The organism is Paenibacillus lentus, from assembly GCF_042714055.1.
GTDB lineage: Bacteria > Bacillota > Bacilli > Paenibacillales > Paenibacillaceae > Fontibacillus > Fontibacillus lentus_A.
Genome location: NZ_JBHGVC010000005.1, coordinates 428,925 through 447,357, shown reverse-complemented (window position 1 = coordinate 447,357; position 18,433 = coordinate 428,925). Strand labels below are relative to the sequence as shown.

Sequence of the window (18,433 nt, the reverse complement as noted above, 5' to 3'; positions counted from 1 at the left end):
CTTCGGTGCGCAAACGTTACCACATTTGTCGAAAAATATTCTAGAATGATCCAAAAAATATGTAAGCGCTATATCCGCATCCCCAATATAACTTAAGCGTTTAACTTAATTAAAACGTTTGCACGAGTTGTTTTTTAGCATTTTTACAAACTTTTCTTCATTTATCTCTTCATTTCTCGTTTTGTCTTTCATATTCGAACCTGCCGCCTTTGCCGTATATATTTTAGTAAAATGCGTTATATTTCATAGATATGCCCCTGAATATCTCACTTTGTCGGGGATTATCTATTTACTTTCGTTGGCCTTTGGATTAAGATTACAATGTAAAGCAAACGGTTCCACAGGAGGTTATTATGGCTGTAACCATTAAAGATGTTGCTAGAAAGGCCGGAGTATCTCCCTCCACCGTGTCCCGGGTGCTGTCCAATCATCCAAGAATCAGCACGGAGACTTCTCAAAAAGTAAAAGCGATCATGGAGCAGCTTGGCTACCATCCCAACATTATGGCGAAGAGCCTGGTATCCAAGACAACGAACAGCATCTGCATTATGCTTCCGAAATCGGCCGAGGAATTGTTCTCGAATTACTTCTTCATGGAATTGATCCGCGGTATCGTCACCCAGGCAAGCCGTTTGGGATATGATGTATTAATCAGCTCGGGAGCGAATGAGAAAGAAGAGGTTGAAGGCGTATCCAGACTGCTTAACGGACGCAGGGTCGATGGAGTCATTTTGCTCTATTCCAGAACAGAGGATCCTGTCATCGATTTTCTGCATGAGAACGGCCATCCCTTTGTCCTGATCGGACGGAGCGACCAGTACTCCGATATTTTGTCCGTGGATACCGACAACGTCCAGGCATCCTATGATGCGACGAAGCACCTGATTTCACTTGGACATGAACGCATCGGATTCGTAAGCGGCCCGCCGGAGCTTGTCGTCTCCAAGGATCGCTTGAAGGGCTACATGAAAGCTCTTGCAGATGCGGGACTGGAATCCCGTCCTGAATGGATTGTAGAGGGAGAATTTCTGCAGGAAAGCGGCTACCGGGCCATGTCGTTCTTCATGAATCTTCCGAATCGCCCGACCGCGCTCGTCCTGATCGATGATGTGGTCGCCTTTGGGATATTACGCGGTTTGCATGAACTAAATTATAAAGTGCCCGAGGACTTGTGTCTGGTGAGCTTTAACAATATACCTTTGTCCGAGTTGTCAACGCCGCCGCTGAGCAGTATCGATATCGGCATTTACAATTTGGGATATACCGCTTCCCAGGTACTGATCCAGTCGATCAAAAATAATCAGGACGCTTCTTACCAGAAGCGCCAGATTATTCCGCACCGGCTGATGATCCGTGAATCATCCATCCATTCCGTCCGCTCATAACCGACGGGATTCATGAAGCCTTGTCCATGAGAATCGAGCTTCACTTAGATTCATTCGCGTTGAAGCTCTGTCCTCTTAAAATAATTGAAGCCTTGCTGCTTCTTTTATTTTTAACATTTTGTTCAAACGTTTGCGCTAAAAGGAGGAGAGGTTATGACCTCAATCAAAGCATGTCTCTTTGACCTGGACGGAGTCCTCGTCGACACGGCCAAGTATCACTATCTGGCATGGAAGCGGCTCGCGGATGAGCTCGGGTTCAAGTTCACCGAGCAGGATAACGAGAAGCTTAAAGGGGTTAGCCGCATGGCATCCCTGGATATTTTGCTTGGCATTGGTCAACTGCAGTTCGATGACGCTAAGAAGCTCGAGCTCGCCGAGCGAAAAAACAACTGGTATTTCGAATCCATTTCCAAAATGGATCATACGGAAATATTGCCGGGGGCGCTGGAGTTCCTTATGGCCTGCCGGGAAAACGGCCTCAAGACGGCTCTCGGATCGGCCAGCAAGAACGCGATGACCATTCTTGATCATACCGGTTTAACCCCATACTTCGATGCCATTATCGATGGAACACATACAAGCCATGCTAAGCCCGATCCGGAGGTATTCCTCCTTGGGGCTGCGGCCCTCTCCGTACCTCCGGGTCAATGCGTCGTCTTTGAAGACGCCGAGGCCGGGGTTGAGGCGGCGCATCGCGCGGGTATGAGCTGCATCGGAATCGGCTCGGCGGCCACACTGGGCCAGGCTGAGCTAGTTATTCCCTCCCTGCAGCATATGACGGTAGGCCGTCTTAAGGAGTTGAATGTCGTTCGTTGACTTCCTCTGCTCGTTTTGCAAGTCCGTATGAAAGTGCATTTTCTACTTCATCATATGATTAAAGGAGTCTGGTTATAGTGAGACAATACTTAAAAATAAACGAATGGTCGATTATCGAGGAATCCTTCGATCCGACCACCCATGAAATATCTGAAAGCATATTCAGCATCGGCAACGGGTTCATGGGCCAGCGGGCAAATTTCGAAGAGAAATACAGTGGTTCCTCTCTGCAGGGAAGTTACATGGCAGGCGTCTATTACCCGGACAAAACGCGTGTTGGCTGGTGGAAGAACGGATATCCGGAATACTTCGCCAAAGTACTGAACAGCACGAACTGGATTGGGATCGACGTATTTATAGGAGGCGTGGAGCTTGATCTCGCTCAATGCAAGGTCAGCGATTTCGTTCGTGAATTGAACATGAAGGAAGGCACACTGTCACGCAGCTTCAAGGCAGAGCTTGAGGACGGCAAGCAAATCCAAGTGGAGGCGCTGCGCTTCGTCAGCATGGCCCGCCATGAAATCGGAGCGATCCGCTATGCGATTACCCCGCTGAATTTCAGCGGTACGATTCGCCTCGTTCCTTATCTTGACGGTGACGTACAGAATAAGGATTCCAACTATGACGAGAAGTTCTGGCTGGAAGTAGAGAAGGCAGCAGCGGCGGATATGTCCTACGTGACGCTGAAGACGAAGAAGCTCGATTTCCATGTGACCTCGGTCATGGCATATGATATTTTCAAAGACGGCAATAAGCTGGAGATAACTCCATCCCTTCAGGAGCGTGAAAAATTCGTTTCCAGTGAGGTAACGATTGAAGCTGCCGCCGGAGAACAAGTGACACTGTATAAATACGTGGCTAATGTGACTTCCCGAAACTATGGCCTGGGCCAGCTTGTGGAAGCCGGCAAAAGATCGCTGGCAGAAGCTGCTAAGGCCGGGTTCGACACATTGCTTCGCGAACAGGTAGACACCTGGGCCGCGAAGTGGCGCGAGAGCGACATTATTATTGAAGGCGACGTGTCTGCACAGCAGGCGATTCGTTTTAACATTTTCCAATTGAACCAGACTTATACCGGCGATGATGATCGCCTGAATATTGGCCCTAAGGGCTTTACGGGTGAAAAATACGGCGGCAGCACCTACTGGGATACGGAAGCTTACTGCCTGCCGTTCTACCTCAGCACGGCGGATTCCAGCATCGCCCGCAACCTGCTTATCTACCGCTATAAGCATCTGGAGAAGGCGAAAGAGAATGCCAGAAATCTTGGCTTTACTAAAGGCGCCCTCTATCCGATGGTAACGATGAACGGCGAAGAGTGCCATAACGAGTGGGAAATTACGTTTGAGGAAATTCACCGCAACGGCGCTATCGCTTATGCGATTTACAATTACGTCAACTATACCGGGGATCAATCTTATCTCGGCCAATACGGTCTGGAGGTGCTCGTGGAAATTTCCCGCTTCTGGGAAGAGCGCGTCAATTTCTCCAAAGACAAGGGCAAATATGTCATGCTTGGCGTCACGGGCCCGAACGAGTACGAAAACAACGTGAACAACAACTGGTATACGAACCGGATTGCCGTCTGGACGATGGAATATACGCAGGAAGTCATGAGCTATTTGAAGGAGCATGAGCAGACCCGTTATTCGGAGCTGGTCGATAAGCTGGAGCTGAAGGACGAGGAGATCGCCAAGTGGAACGACATCATCGGCAATATGTACTATCCGTACGATGAGGAGCGCGGCGTATTCCTGCAGCAGGATGGATTCCTGGATAAAGAAATCATCCCGGTCAAAGACCTTAAGCCGGAGCATTTGCCGCTCAACCAAAACTGGTCCTGGGATCGCATTCTCCGCTCCTGCTTCATTAAGCAAGCTGACGTGCTGCAAGGCATTTACTTCCTTGGCGACCAGTTCGACCTGGAGACGAAGAAACGCAACTTCGATTTCTATGAGCCGCTCACCGTTCATGAATCCTCCCTGTCCCCATGCCTGCATGCTATTATCGCTTGCGAGCTCGGCTATCAGGAGAAGGCGTACGAAATGTATCTGCGTACCGCACGTCTGGATCTCGATAATTATAACAATGATACCGAGGACGGACTGCACATTACGAGTATGGCGGGCACTTGGATGTCCGTAGTTCAGGGCTTCGGCGGACTGAAGGTGAAGGATCATGCGCTGCAGCTGCACCCGTTCGTCCCATCCCATTGGACATCGTTCTCCTTCAAGGTTATGTTCCGGGGTGCTCGTTTGAACGTCAATGTCACCGAGGACAGCATTACGGTCACGAACGAGACCGACACGCCTGCAGCGATCGTCGTCTATGACCGCAGCTACACGGTAAGCGGCCTTGGCGAAATTCAATGCGCCAGATCTTCCGTGAAAATTTAAGTTGTATGTTAAAAAAGGGTGTCCTAACCGTTCGTTGCGGTTAAGGACACCCTTTGTGCTTGTAGCTGTGTGGATTAGTTAGGCCGGCCGTGTTCTGCCTAATGATTAACTGCGGCTCCAGGGAGGTGCGCTTCTTCACCTTCTCCCGCAGAATTCTATATAAGAATTAGTACCCGGCCTACCATTCATTATGCAAGGACTTACTTAAACAAGCTCTTTCCATTTATTTTCCAGAACCTGCGGTTCATAAGACTCCATCCGCTGCAAAAGTTCGGCCGGTTCCGGGGAGATGTTGATCAGGCTCAGGTGAGAAGAATTAGAGAAGCCCTCTTTGATGCTATGCTCGACCATTTGAAGCAGAGGATCATAGAAGCCTCTGACATTCAGGAGGCCGATCGGCTTCTTATGAATTCCGATTTGCGACCAGCACAGCACCTCGAACAGCTCCTCATAGGTTCCGAAGCCGCCAGGCAGGGCAATGAATCCATCTGCCAGCTCTCCCATTTTCGCTTTTCGCGCATGCATGCCATCTACTTCAATAAGCTCGGTCAGCTCCCGGTGTACCATCTCTCCAGCGAACAGGCCGGACGGCATGACGCCGATAACCTCTCCGCCAGCAGTCATGGCGGCATTGGCCGCTTCGCCCATTAATCCGATTCTGGAACCGCCATATACTAAGCGATATTGATGCTCCGCCAAATAACTTCCCAGTTGTATGGCTGCCTGCTTATAGTCTTCATGCGAACCTAAATTCGAGCCTGCAAAAACACAGATCGTTTTCATTCCATCATCTCCTATTTCTGAATGCGCGACTTAATTCAAATTTTAATCGTCTTTATTACTATATTTTGCACAACGATTATTTTCAATATGATGTTGAGTTGATAACGTACTGTTAAAACTGCAGCCTTGCACGACCTAAAAGCTTAGCTTTAGAATCTGGAGCGGGTAAAAAGGATTAAGCATCTGTGATAAGGAACCGACCATACCATGCAATTGCAATGCTGTGCCAAATTTCTACGCCGAAGCACGTTAACTGGCGACTAGCCGAAGAGTATTAAATGGCTTGTTAATTGCTAACCGTAAGTACAATCATACCGATGCCATTAGCCTCCAAGCGGCTGCCCTCCAGTGAAGCAATATGCTCGCCTCCAAAGCGGATCGTCCATCCCCCCAGTTCAGGTAAGGTCACAAGGGTAAAATCTGCCGCAGCCTTATACAGCACATAAATGTGCTTGGCTGCATCCCCGCCTGCATGATTTCGCAGCGTAAACGCTACGCCATGCTCAGGCACCGGCTCAAAGAACAGATGCTCGCGAATTTGCTCCGCTGTACGCAGACGGAACGCCGGGTGGCTCTTGCGCAATGCAATCAGTTCCCTCATATACGCAACGTCGTTTTGGTGTGCCGCGCAGCGCTCCCAGTCCAGCCAATTCACGCTCTCCGGGGATTTGTAGCTGTTCTCCTCCCCGCCCTTCGTTCTCATGAATTCCTGCCCCGCATGCAGGAAGGGAATCCCCTGGCTCGTCAAAATCATCGCCGATGCCAGCCGATGCATGCTCATACGGCGTTCCTCGGAGTCATGGGCCGTGGAGAGAACGATTTTATCCCATAAGGTATGGTTATCATGGCATTCGACATAGTTGACCGCTTGCCCGGGCTGATCCGCAAAATTACGGATTTGGTCATCATACGCTATAGCACCAACGACCCCTCTGCGAATTCGTTCCTCGTATCCCTCTGCGCCGCTAATAAACCCTTTTTGGTCAAAATAGAATATGTTTCCTTTTATCGCGTCCCGATAATCGTCATTAAAATGTCCAATCCCGGGGAGCTTGGCAGCGTTGTTCTGGTGGGCTCTTTGCTCTTCTGGAAGAACGGTGTCCATCACCCAGCCCTCCCCGATCGTGAGGAGCGAAGGATCGATGGCATCGAGGCGCCGCCGAATCTCATTCATCGTCTCAACGTCCATCAGCCCCATCAAATCAAAGCGAAAGCCGTCCATATGATATTCGGACGCCCAGTACAGCACCGAGTCCACGATGAATTTTCTCATCATCGCTCGTTCGGAAGCACATTCATTCCCGCAGAAAGAACCGTCCGACAGTGTTCTGTCCTCTTTATAACGCAAGTAATATCCTGGAACAAGCTTGGTGAAATTGATCAGATACCAATCATAGACATGATTGTAGACGACGTCCATAATGACTCGCAGCCCCTGCTCATGCAAGGCTTGAATGCTCTGTTTCAACTCGCTAATGCGCAAGCCCGGCACATAAGGATCGGTGGCATAGGAGCCTTCGGGAACGTTGTAATTTTTAGGATCATATCCCCAATTGTACTGGGGCTGATCCAGCTTTGTTTCATCGACGCTTTCGGTGGCGTAATCGTAGACCGGCAGGAGCTGAACATGCGTCACGCCTAATGATGCGATATGATCGAGGCCTGTTTGGATGTTATCCGGCCCCCTAGTCCCACTCTCCGCAAGACCGAGGTACTTCCCCTTATGCGTAATGCCGCTGCGTGGGTGACTCGAAAGATCCTTGACGTGCAGCTCGTAAATGACCGCATCGACGGCTGCCTCAAACGGCGGTTTACGGTCATCCTCCCACCGCTCCGGGTTTGTGCTCTGCAAATCAATAATAGCTGCTCGATCTCCGTTTACCCCTACGGCTCTGGCATAAGGATCGGCTGCTTCATTCCAGTCCTGCCCTATTTTTACACGATACGTATAGTAGCGCCCCTGATGATCTCCTGACGCAGTCAGTAACCAGGTGCCCTGTACATCACGCTTCATAGGCAGCATCATCATAGGCTCCGAATCGTCCCATGATCGATAGAACACAACATGCGCTTCCGAAGCCGTCGGTGCCCAAAGACGGAATTTACTCTCCTTCGGCGAGTAAGCAGCACCCAGGTCATCGCCGTCATAATAGAACATTTCATCAAATCGCTCATCGAAGACGGATATGCCTCCAGTTACCGCAAGGTCACCATAATCGACAACTACGTCATGCTCACGTTGTACCGCCAATCTATTCACTCCAATCACGAAATATAAAGGTCAACTTAAACGCTTAAGCTATGATATGAGCGGCATTATATCACCGTTCAAGCGCGAGTGTCAATTCGTTGATTCACTATCAGCAGGGGACACATAATGATAATCCTCAATTTCATCATATGCCTTGCGCAGCAGCTTCTCCATGACGGCAATAGCCGTTTGGGCTTTGTCCTCGTTATTGAACACAATACGCCGCACTTCCCTTGGAAGCAGATACTCTGCCCCAACATTCGCGATAACGATCATATCCTCGGCCCGCATGTAAGGCACGGCCATAACTGCCAGCCACTCATTTACAAAGATCCCCGGCCTGCCCTGGCGTGCTTGGACGTATTGCTCCAGCTCTTCCCGCGTGTTCATTTTGTATACATTCTCCGGGCAGAAGCTTTCCGTGAGGGCTTCCTCCATCCCTTGATTATTAAATTTCCCCGTTACGAGAAAAGGTTCCAGACCGGCCATGCTGCTGCCTTCGGCAATCATTTGCCTGGCCCGCTTGATCGCAAATTTATAATCGGGAACGATCTTTCGAAACATCGTATCGTCGATATAGCTATCGATGACGATAATCGGTACGGTAAATTTACGTGAGATGTTGAAAAAGTGCTGCTCCGGCACATCGATGATGAACAGCGCATCGAGCGTTCTTTTTAAAATAATGTCCAGCTCTACCTCCACACTGTCTGTGCCTGCCACGATCACGTCGTAGCCCCGTTCATTGAGCAGTTCCTGAAGCTTCATCGCCAAGTCGTGGTAACGGCTCTTCTGCCAAGGCATATCGTTGTGATCCTTAAGCGTAACAATAGCGACCAGCTTGGAAGACGTATTCCCTACCAGACTGCGTGCGGCCATATTAGGTACATATTGAAGCTGTTTGGATATTTCGAGAATGCGCTGCCGGGTCTCCTCGCTTATTTTTTGCTTCGTATTGTTGTTAAGCACATAGGATACCGTGGCCAAAGATACATGGGCTGCCTCGGCAATATCCTTCATTGTCACCTTGTTCATTCCTTAATCCCCCACCAAACGCTTTTGGCTGTTTCTTATTACTAATATCATATCCGAATGGGGAATAAGGCACAAAGTAACGGACAAAATGACAACGAAAATATTTAGGAAAGAAAGAACAGCCCCTTCTTAGAGGCTGCCCGTCTGTATTCTATCTTACGCCGAATGGGTATCGTGGTATTCTCATCCTTTGTATCCTTATCGACACCACGCTAAACAATGCAAATATTAGGCGCTTTTCGCGGAAATTAAATGCAGATTGCTATGCAAGCGATGGGGAAAAATCGCAGCAAGGACCGCGTTCTTTTCTTCTTTGAACGGGGAAGGGCTTGCTTGGACAAGCGGTTCGGCATTCACATTAGCTATGGTTACCGACTTCGTGATTACATTGGCGCTGCCCTGCTTCAGGCGAAGACTCGCCGCTCCCGACTGATTCGGCTTGAGCTGAACGGTAAGGTCTTTGTAGGCCTGCCCCTGGGCATTCGCCGTCAGTGAAAAATCCGGGCTATATCCATAGGCCGACCAGGTTCCGTTACTATTTTTGAACCGGGCAATTTGCTCACCGCCGCTGAGGTAAATTCCTGCCTTAAGGCCGGTTACCGTTTGCCCTGGGGCAAGGCCATCCACGGTTAAACGAATAGTGAACTCCTGCGCGCTCGGCAGCTGGGACTGATGCACGAAGGCATATGAAGGCTCGATCGCCGGCGGCTGCGAAGAGCCGTAAGAGCCTGGCTTGAAGGTTGACGGGTCATACCATTTATAGCCTGCGGCCGGCGATGACCACGGCTCAGGCGCCGGCTCCGTCGAGGCCGATGGCACCTCATCTGCACGCAGCACAGTCGGATTATCAAGAATAAGTCCTGGCACCTGGCTTAAAGATGTATAGCTTTCATCATGAGCAAGCCATTTCATAGTCTGCACGAGGAATAGCCCGTCATCCGCTTCTTTGAAGCCGTCATATGTCGTCTTCTTGGCCCCATTTTCTTCTCGAACATACTTCGGCGTGGCATCCTCAACAGGTGAAGAATCGCCGATAAATGCCGCTTTGCCAAGTCCAAGCTTGGCAATGGCCGCATACGGCCCTTCCGCCCGTCCACCGCCGTTATAGACGCCGCTATCTACGGCATTGCCCCATGCCGGTACTCCGGTAGGAACGTACACAATTCCCTTCGCCTTCGTCGGGTCGATAATCGCCAGCGTGGAGCCGGCATGCATGGCGACTGCGCTTACTCCCGACGTAATCCCGAACGATTGGGAGGGCGCGACAATATCGGTCGCGTTGACATCGCCAAGCGCATTATAGCGGAAGCGAACGCCAAAATGGTCGGCGAGCCAATCCGAGCTTGTAACGTTCTGCATCGCTGGAGAGGATGCTTCAGCTACGCTCATGCCTTTGGTCGGAAGCTCATAGGCGCCGCGGCGGTACCCGTTGAATACCTCCGAGGAATCCCAGCGGTTCTTATTGCGATCCGCATTATAATGATCCGCGATAAAGAATACCGCGCCTCCGCCTTGAACATACTGGACGATGGCGTCCTGCTCTGCAGACTTGAAGGGGATATTCGCTTCCGGAATGACGAATACGTCATAGTCTTTGAGGTGATCGTACGTTATCGCCGGGGTATCGAATTGATGAGGAGCCGTGCGCTCCAGCGACTCTACCGCAAATCCTGCGGCCCGCAGCCCGTCGGCAAAGTCGGAGAACGCTCCGTCGATGATCCAATCGGCAGCCCCAGCGGTTTGGGCGTGGGCGTTGTCGAAGAGCACTCTTTTTCCCGTACCGTCAGGCAGTGCCGGATTGCCCCCATTCCCCGGATGCTCCTCACCCGGTTGGCCTTCACCCGGTTGGCCCTCGCCAGGCTGTTCTTCTCCCGGATCTTCACCCGGCTCCGGCTGCACAGGGTCTGCAAGCTGAATCGTTGAGACGCTCTTGAGCCCAGGGAAATTGTTATAGGCCGTAAGGGTGCCAGCCACATCTACGCGTTGTCCGATCAACCCCGGGTTGCTTTGCAAGCCGAAATCGGCTCTAAGGCTGGAAGGAATCTGCACATCGATCAGCTTAGCCGGTTCTCGCTCGGCCGGATCGTCGGCAATCAAGAAATTGTAGTCATTCGAAAAGGGACTTTGGAACTTCGCCGTAAGGGAGCCGGCAGCATGTCCAACAATATAGCCGCTGACCCGGGCTGCCTCCCCATTGTTTCCTTTAGCGATAGCCTCAGATACCGTAAGTGCGGCTGCTGCTTGCGCCTCAGCGTTGACGCTTACCTCGGCATGCCAACCACTAGGCTCCGGGCTGCTTTGAAGCTGATCCCCCTGGGCATGCACATTCGCCGCCGTAAAAGGAGTGAAGCCAATAACCGTCGTTACCGTTAACGCACCCGCTACTACCCACTGAAGCCACTTTCTTGTCCATTTCATAGTCATCCGTAATCGATTCCTCCCTCTCTCAATTCATAGATTACCTCCTTATAATAATTGCAGATAAATTCCTCAGTATGGTTTTATTGTAAAATTATTGTAAAATATCATCCGTGGCAAATTTGTGTCTTTGATTAGCTTTCCAGCCAAGCATGCTATATAATTAATAGTATTTCATATCTTATTATTTGAAGGAGTAGATGAATCGAATGGATAGTGACAGGCTTTTGGTACTAAACTTGGTGCTGGTCGCCATACTAATCGGGTTTACAGCGTTTTTCGTAGCCGTGGAGTTTGCCATCGTACGGGTACGGGCAAGTCGAGTGGATCAAATGATAGCCGAAGGAAGCAAGAATGCTTTATCGGTAAAGCAAGTGACTAGCAATCTGGACGGTTACTTGTCGGCTTGCCAATTGGGAATCACGATTACAGCGCTCGGACTTGGCTGGTTAGGGGAGCCAACAGTGGAGAAAATACTTCATCCATTGTTCCATAGTTTGAATGTACCTGAAGCAGTAAGCAGCGTTATTTCATTTATCATCGCTTTTGCCGTGATTACTTATCTTCACGTTGTTGTGGGGGAATTGGCTCCGAAGACGATCGCCATCCGCAGAGCAGAGCAAGTTGCTTTGATTACAGCAAAACCACTTATTATTTTCACCAAGATCATGCATCCTTTCATTTGGGCGCTAAACGGCTCAGCGCTTCAGCTTGTCCGTCTTTTCGGGATTAAGCCTGCCAGCGAGCATGAAGAGGCCCACTCCGAGGAAGAGCTGCAAATTATTATTAACGAAAGCTTTGAGAGCGGTAAAATCAATCAGAGCGAATACGGCTATGTAAATCGGATATTTGCGTTTGACAATCTATTAGCCAAAGAAATTATGATTCCGCGTACCGATATGGTGTGCTTATATACAGACAAGACCCGGCAAGAAAACCTGGAAATTATCAAAGAGCAGCAGTATACCCGATTCCCTGTCGTCGAGGGACATAAGGATAATATCGTAGGGATTATTAACACGAAGCAATTTTTCCTCGCATATGAGGATAATCCGAACCTGGAGGTTTCCTCGATTTTGCAGCCGGTTATGGCTGTATCCGAGGTGACACCAGTCAATGAGCTGTTAAAAAGAATGCAGGATGAAGGCACTCATATCGCTATCTTAATCGATGAATACGGCGGGACGGCCGGACTGATCACCATTGAAGACATCCTGGAGGAAATCGTCGGCGAAATCCGTGACGAATTCGATAAGGAAGAGGAACAGCCGATTGTCCATCTGGATGAGTACCACTTGATCGTCGATGGTAAAGTAACGATTAACCAGATTAATGACATCATGCTGACCGACCTTAATACCGAGGATGTCGATACGATCGGCGGCTGGCTGTATGGCATGCAACCGGAAATGAACGAGGATGAGACTTTCGAGCACCAGGGCCTCACCTTTAAGCTGCTGGAGAAGGAGCCACATCGCTTCAGAAAGCTTGAAATTATCAAGCAAGCAGCTGAGCCTGGAGAAGCACAGGAATAAGACTAACATTAAAAACCTCGATCCTGAGAGATATAAATCTCGGGATCGAGGTTTTTTGGGAATTATGCAGATATGATAGTTATATTCATTCCTCTTCGCCAATCCACACGGTTTTGCTGCGGAAGTCCTCTCGCCTGCCCTTAGGCTCGCTCATGTCCGAAACGCCAAGGTAGATGAAGCCCAGCATCTTATCCTGTGAACGAAGCCCAAAAGCTTCGTTCATGATGGAGCTATAGCACGGCTCTCCTGTTCTCCATACCGCTCCGAGGCCCAAGCTGTGTATCGCAAGAAGCATGTTCTGTATCGCAGCGAAAACGGCCCCGTATTCCTCCAGCTCGATGACGCCCGGCCGATCAACGGGAGTTACGGCAACGGCAATGATAACGGGAGCGCGAAATGCCTTGGCATAAGCTTTATCCATAGATTCCCGTACCTCTGGGGAATCAGGGTCTTCGAGTTCATCGCGCATAATATCCGCCAGCGCCTGGCCCAATTTTCCCCGTCCTTGTCCTCGAAGTACAAAGAACTGCCACGGCTCAGTATGTCTATGATTGGGCGCCCAGGTTCCAGCCTCAAGGATCCGCTCAATCATCTCCACAGGAATGTTGTCTTGTTTGACTTTTCCAATACTTCTTCTAGTCGAAATCGCTTCCATTATGTCCATAGCTCGTTCCCCTCCTTTTTATTCATTTCCATTCTATCATTGTCAGCCGCCGGGCGACACCTCACCCTCAGTTCTCTTTGTTCCCGATGGCGATCCATCGTCCATCCACATCTTCAAAGACGAATTCCTTGTTATCGTAATCGGTTGTCGATAGCGGACGAACAATATTAACGCCTAAACCCAGCAGCTCACGTTGGATTTCTTCCTGCTCTGTAGTGATAAAATAGGCATCATATCCATACCCGTGCACAGCTCGATTCGGCAAGAAACCCTCCTTGCGGTTCGACTCTGTCAGCACAATCTCGATCGCATCCCGGTATAAACAAACATGGGGTTCCTTCGATTCAAGATAATAGACGGCCCGAAAACCAAGCCCCTCATAAAATTGGGCAGTCTTATGTATGTCAGGTGTCGGAAAAATTTGTAAACAACTAGAAAAACCTTTGCTCATATGAAATCTGCTCCTTTATAAAAATCTATGAATTCTCGAAAATGCTCATATAATGGAATGTTGTTGATCTTCATGCGTTATCGGCAAGCAAAATGACCTTAACGCCTTCCCCTCTGACTCAGTTTCATTCGGAGCCTATAGTACATCACTACAAACAATAGTAAGCCAACACATCCAAGAACAATGGTTAACCAATCGACACGAGTGATGGTTCCAAAAGCCACCTGAGTTTGCAGATACTCTACGGATGCATAGCTGTCAATTATATCGGGTACATAATTTTTAGTCAGTAACATTCCCCGAACGATGTTGAAACCAAACACGGATATAATAATAACGATAGCAACTATGACCGACTCAACAAGTACTCGCTTGTTTATGTTCATCCTGCTTCTCAATCCATCCTTCCTTCTCTTATAGAATAATGTGGGTGAGGTCATTGGAATGGCCAAGCCTTGTGCACTCTTGATAGTTCACTTAGATCTTCTTTGAGGCTAACATATAAATGAAGATGGCCTCTAAAATTTGCGGTAATTCCTGATGGTAAAAATTTGGGTGTCGAGTGGAGTTATGTATTTTCGCTTCTTCTGGGGGATGAATGTGAAATGGTTCAGTTACCGTCTGATAGCGCTTATCTTCGTCGTGTGGTTCGCTATGAAATTTAGCAAGCACTTCACCAGAAATACTTACCCAGTTATAGAAATACATCTGAATGATACCCTGATTTAAATGCTCAGTAATATATAATTTAGATCCGTCATGAAATGTCAGTGTCCAACGGGTAAAAGAACGGCTGGATAATAACCCCGATCCGTCACCGTCACTAGAGTCCATAATAATAGAACGAAATTCACGCTCCAACAACGTAATGTTTTATGCAGGACGTAGTTTCATAAATGTTTATTTAATAACACGAAGGAGATAAGCCCACTCGTGCGCATCCCTTTCTTCTTCCGGTGTTAACTCACCTTCACCCTTTAGGGCAAGGGTATCCTTATATTCGCCGCCGTATTTTTTCTCATAATGAATGACGACTGACAACATTTCAGCAAGTTCTTCGGCAGGTGTCATCTCTGCTTTCCGCTTTAAACGAGACTGCTCTACTTTATATGTTTCAGCGACCTCTCTGATCGTCATTCGATCTCCGGTTGGAAACAAGTAGAGGGCATTCTCTGGAATTCTTGCCTGCTTGTAACGTGCAGCTTTTTCAAAACCGATAAATCTGCCTTGATTCAGCCAGTTGTTAACGGTAGCGACACTAACTCCAAAAAAACGCGCAATGTCCCCTGTTGTATACATTCTTACTGCAAGTGCCTCCTCAGATGTCCCCATATTAGCCATATGGATCAACATTCTCTGCAGGGCTCGGTGATAGTTATTTTCTTCCATGGATTTGCGAATCTCTTGCAACAAAGCATCTGGACTTTCTATCGATGTCTTCTCTATATAGTTAGATAGTGCCTTAATAAATATCGATACCTTATCAGTATCGTATTCCGAAAGATGACCTTTAATCAGTTCGGATATCATGATTGCCTCAGATATTGCAATTTCCTTGTCAGTAAGATTAAACATATACATTCACCCCACCTCCAATTCTAACGAAAAAACACACAAACTTCAATCCAACTTCAATCGAACTAAAACAAAAGTTCAATCACTCTGCCTGAACCTTCACTAATTTAGTCCAGCCTAAATCCTGTCTAAATGCTCCTTCCTCTTTATGAACATATACGAGGTACATTTCATCCGAAAATTTAAAATCGTCATCTGCCTCGAAGTACATTCTCAATTTGTGGCTTCCTTCTTCCTGGGGGCTCCAAAAACCGATGAAATTCATGTAACCGTTCTCCAAATTTTCCTTGGGGATATTGTGCTTATTCAATGTATCTGCAACCTTTATTTCATCATCGCCTGCACTTCCTATGCTGCCCGGCACAAAAAAGCCCTCATCCTCTTTGGCGTCGAAAGACATGAAATGCAGCCCTGGCATATACGGATATACCATGTGCTGACTGTACTTCTTTTTATCGATATAAACCTCGAGCATGTAATCTTTATGATCCATGTTTGGGTTGAGGTTGCGCTTCAATGAAGCCTCAATATGGATATCTTCCGGGGTCGCTTCATTCTTATTTGACTCATGATAGACGTAGTAAGCTCCCAACAATAAAACAACACTACAAACGATCATAAAATATATTCTCTTCATCCTATTTCACCTACCCTCTATACATCTCGATGATCGCCTTTGCTTCTGAAATCACCCGATCACGTAGTTCGAACGGCTCCAGCACCCTGGCCAGCGATCCATAACCAAGCATTATTTCACAAGCGGAGTCCAGTGTATTGAACTCAACATCCGCTTCGATCCAACCATTTTCATCCGAACGGGTATGTAAAAGCTTCATATAACGCTGCTGATTTATACGGGTCAACACGGTTTTATTAAACTTGATTCTAGCAGGAAAGCGGGGTAAATTGGCTCTGAATTGCTGCGTGGAATGCTCCCAGTAAACAGCCAAGTCAAAGGATTCCGGTCGCTGAAACGTCTCATCCAATATCCTGGCATTCATTACCCGAGAGACGCGATAGGTACGCATTTCCCCTTCCACCCGGGCTACGAGATACCAGATGCTGCCCTTGGCGACTAAGCCGAGCGGCTCGACAATCCGTTCCACGACAGCTTCTTCTCGGTGATACTCCAAGCTGAGCTTGCTGTCCTGCCAAATCGCTTCTTGAATGATCGGCAAGTCCGGCAGCTGCTCGGCCGATCGATGCCAACCGGCACCGTCGATATGAATGCGCTGACGTACCCTTTCGGCGTCTCCCTGCAGCCGATCGGGAAAAGCGGCCAGCATTTTTTGATAAGCAAGCTCAAAAACACTGCCGAGCCCAAGGTCGCTAAGCAATGAAGAGGAATGAGCCAGCAGCAGGGCCTGCATCTCTTCCGGTTTCATTCCCGTCAGATCGGTGCGGTAGCCCTCTGTTAACGCCCAGCCCCCACCGGCTCCCCGTTCCGCAAACACTGGAACTCCCGAGGCGCTTAACGCCTCCATATCTCGATGAATCGTCCGCTCGGATACCTCCAGCCGCTCTGCCAGCTCGCGCGTCGTCAGCTGTCCGTAGTTTTGCAGCAATAACAGTATAGATACAAGCCGATCTGCCCGCAAGCCGCCTGCCTCCTTTTTATCGTTCCCTTGGTACCATCTGACCTACCATCTGACCCGATTTTATCATAGATATACGTCAACCGTTGTCATATATAAGCTAAAAATGCCGGCATAAACCGACCTCAACCTAAAAATTAGTAATAACGATTCTCCTAAGATCTATCTCTGTGGTCGACCGACCGCCGTCATGCAGCGAAACACCGCGCGCTGGGAGCTGCGCGCGGTGCGAAAACGTAGGTACCACCTTGCCTTACGGCTGAAGAAAGGCTCTGTCCGTCACATATATAAACCGCTCGCCACGAGCCATGACATGGCATTTCTGCTCAGGGAAATGCTCATAGAGATAATCTACGAAGTGGCCCGGCTTCTCTGCATTCCCGGCGAACACGTCATAATGCAGCGGGATGACCGTCTCCGCGCCTATTCTCACCGCGAGCTCGGCAGCTTCTCTGTAATTCATGTTGCCGACAATCCCGCGCTCCCGGCGGAAGTAATCCGCCCCATTGATTGGGAGCAGGGCAACGTCAGGTTGTATCGCACTCATTTTCTCCACCAGCTCGGGAAAAATCACCGTGTCTCCCGCATGATAAAGCGTGACCCCGTTCAGCTCGATGACATATCCCACATAGCGTGGCTTCCCGGCCGAGTCCTTCTCCAGCTGCTCATGGGCTGCAGGAATCGTCGTGATTTTGACTTTTGAAAACAGCTTTGCCTGCTGGCTGTCGTCCGCTTCCAATATTTGCGAGGCGTCTACGCCCATTTCGACCAAGTCCAGTTTACAGCAAGCGGGAGCCATGATGAGCGCTTCTTTGTTTTGCCGATGAAAAATAGGCAGTGTGCCTGCATCCATATGATCTACATGCTTATGCGTAATCAGGCAAAGGTCAGCCCCGATAATATCCTCAGGGGTGATCGGCGCAGGGTAAGTACGAGGTAAATCCAAGTGATCCGATACATAGGGATCGACATACACTGTTACTCCGTCACCCTTGATAATTACGCTCTCTTGCCCTAGAAACCAAATCGCCAGCGTCCCGAAGGGAACCTCGGTGCGGTTCACCTCTTGAATCAATGCTGCTCCTCGTCTATGATGCTTAGCCATGATTAATCCTCCTGTCGATCAGATGATTGTCCAGCTTGCTTGAAATATTTTGCCATCTCAAACTCCTGCTCGTTCTTTCCTCTGGCCGCTGCCTGCAGTGCTATTAAGCTGACTTGCAGATTATGATGGATTTCCTGGGCGGTACAGCGATCAATTGGTTTTAGCGGCTCAAGCATAGCTGCATTATTTATCAGGCAAAATATTTTGGAGTCGTTTATATTCACCTCATTAACAATCCCTTCAATCAGGGATTCAATTCCCATAATATCGTTCAAATCAAACGTGCGATGGGTGTAGTTGCTATAGCTATGTAAACGCTCTGAGCTTCCACGGGCAATGCCGTATACCTGGTGTCCTAGATCAAGCAGCATGCCTGCCAACTGCTCGCCGATTCCTTTGGACGTTCCTGTAATAATAAAATGAC

Annotated in this window: 16 protein-coding genes; 4 read left to right on the top strand and 12 right to left on the bottom strand. The window is 48.8% G+C overall.

Translation table 11 applies throughout. The features are described from left to right. Positions 1-353: 353 nt before the first annotated feature. The 3 genes from ACE3MQ_RS14630 to ACE3MQ_RS14620 all read left to right on the top strand — a co-directional run bounded on the left by ACE3MQ_RS14630 (position 354) and on the right by ACE3MQ_RS14620 (position 4,597). Complete coding sequence (locus ACE3MQ_RS14630; protein ID WP_379393810.1) at positions 354-1,385, top strand: LacI family DNA-binding transcriptional regulator; 1,032 nt, start codon at positions 354-356, stop codon at positions 1,383-1,385. A gap of 153 nt (positions 1,386-1,538) precedes the next feature. Continuing rightward, positions 1,539-2,201 carry a beta-phosphoglucomutase gene (pgmB, locus tag ACE3MQ_RS14625; protein WP_379393808.1) on the top strand — a complete coding sequence of 221 codons (663 nt, stop codon included), beginning with the start codon at positions 1,539-1,541 and terminating at the stop codon, positions 2,199-2,201. Positions 2,202-2,278: 77 nt separating this feature from the next. Beyond that, positions 2,279-4,597, top strand: coding sequence for a glycoside hydrolase family 65 protein (locus ACE3MQ_RS14620; RefSeq protein WP_379393806.1), 2,319 nt, complete (start codon positions 2,279-2,281; stop codon positions 4,595-4,597). 204 nt (positions 4,598-4,801) lie between these two features. Here ACE3MQ_RS14620 and ACE3MQ_RS14615 read toward each other — a convergent pair whose 3' ends face one another. The 4 genes from ACE3MQ_RS14615 to ACE3MQ_RS14600 all read right to left on the bottom strand — a co-directional run bounded on the left by ACE3MQ_RS14615 (position 4,802) and on the right by ACE3MQ_RS14600 (position 11,090). Continuing rightward, positions 4,802-5,380 carry an LOG family protein gene (locus tag ACE3MQ_RS14615; RefSeq protein ID WP_379393804.1) on the bottom strand — a complete coding sequence of 193 codons (579 nt, stop codon included), beginning with the start codon at positions 5,378-5,380 and terminating at the stop codon, positions 4,802-4,804. 286 nt (positions 5,381-5,666) lie between these two features. Further along, a complete protein-coding gene (gene pulA / locus ACE3MQ_RS14610; protein WP_379393802.1) occupies positions 5,667-7,631 on the bottom strand; it encodes a type I pullulanase in 1,965 nt (654 codons plus the stop codon). A gap of 90 nt (positions 7,632-7,721) precedes the next feature. After that, the gene (locus ACE3MQ_RS14605) at positions 7,722-8,666 is read right to left on the bottom strand and encodes a LacI family DNA-binding transcriptional regulator (RefSeq protein ID WP_379393799.1); all 945 of its coding nucleotides are present in this window, start codon (positions 8,664-8,666) and stop codon (positions 7,722-7,724) included. A gap of 228 nt (positions 8,667-8,894) precedes the next feature. Continuing rightward, entirely contained in the window at positions 8,895-11,090 is a 2,196-nt protein-coding gene (locus ACE3MQ_RS14600) for a DUF6359 domain-containing protein (protein WP_379393797.1), read from the bottom strand. A gap of 203 nt (positions 11,091-11,293) precedes the next feature. Between ACE3MQ_RS14600 and ACE3MQ_RS14595 the strand changes: the two genes are divergently transcribed. Continuing rightward, the gene (locus ACE3MQ_RS14595) at positions 11,294-12,619 is read left to right on the top strand and encodes a hemolysin family protein (RefSeq protein ID WP_379393795.1); all 1,326 of its coding nucleotides are present in this window, start codon (positions 11,294-11,296) and stop codon (positions 12,617-12,619) included. Between the two features lie 85 nt (positions 12,620-12,704). On the opposite strand, the gene ACE3MQ_RS14590 is transcribed toward ACE3MQ_RS14595, so the two are convergent. The 8 genes from ACE3MQ_RS14590 to ACE3MQ_RS14555 all read right to left on the bottom strand — a co-directional run bounded on the left by ACE3MQ_RS14590 (position 12,705) and on the right by ACE3MQ_RS14555 (position 18,422). Then, the gene (locus ACE3MQ_RS14590) at positions 12,705-13,283 is read right to left on the bottom strand and encodes a nitroreductase family protein (RefSeq protein WP_379393793.1); all 579 of its coding nucleotides are present in this window, start codon (positions 13,281-13,283) and stop codon (positions 12,705-12,707) included. A gap of 67 nt (positions 13,284-13,350) precedes the next feature. Further along, positions 13,351-13,734 carry a VOC family protein gene (locus tag ACE3MQ_RS14585; RefSeq protein WP_379393791.1) on the bottom strand — a complete coding sequence of 128 codons (384 nt, stop codon included), beginning with the start codon at positions 13,732-13,734 and terminating at the stop codon, positions 13,351-13,353. A 477-nt stretch (positions 13,735-14,211) separates the two neighbouring features. Then, positions 14,212-14,568: a toxin-antitoxin system TumE family protein gene (locus ACE3MQ_RS14580; protein WP_379394086.1), complete on the bottom strand. Its 357-nt coding sequence runs from the start codon at positions 14,566-14,568 to the stop codon at positions 14,212-14,214. A 66-nt stretch (positions 14,569-14,634) separates the two neighbouring features. Then, the gene (locus ACE3MQ_RS14575; RefSeq protein WP_379393789.1) at positions 14,635-15,315 is read right to left on the bottom strand and encodes a helix-turn-helix domain-containing protein; all 681 of its coding nucleotides are present in this window, start codon (positions 15,313-15,315) and stop codon (positions 14,635-14,637) included. Between the two features lie 76 nt (positions 15,316-15,391). Further along, positions 15,392-15,946 (bottom strand): hypothetical protein, encoded by a 555-nt coding sequence (locus tag ACE3MQ_RS14570; protein WP_379393787.1) that lies wholly within the window; start codon positions 15,944-15,946, stop codon positions 15,392-15,394. Between the two features lie 10 nt (positions 15,947-15,956). After that, positions 15,957-16,907: a helix-turn-helix transcriptional regulator gene (locus ACE3MQ_RS14565; RefSeq protein WP_379393785.1), complete on the bottom strand. Its 951-nt coding sequence runs from the start codon at positions 16,905-16,907 to the stop codon at positions 15,957-15,959. A 250-nt stretch (positions 16,908-17,157) separates the two neighbouring features. Then, on the bottom strand, positions 17,158-18,009 hold the full coding sequence (locus ACE3MQ_RS14560) for an MBL fold metallo-hydrolase (RefSeq protein ID WP_379393783.1): 852 nt from the start codon (positions 18,007-18,009) through the stop codon (positions 17,158-17,160). 2 nt (positions 18,010-18,011) lie between these two features. Beyond that, entirely contained in the window at positions 18,012-18,422 is a 411-nt protein-coding gene (locus tag ACE3MQ_RS14555) for an SDR family NAD(P)-dependent oxidoreductase (protein WP_379394084.1), read from the bottom strand. Positions 18,423-18,433 lie beyond the last annotated feature (11 nt).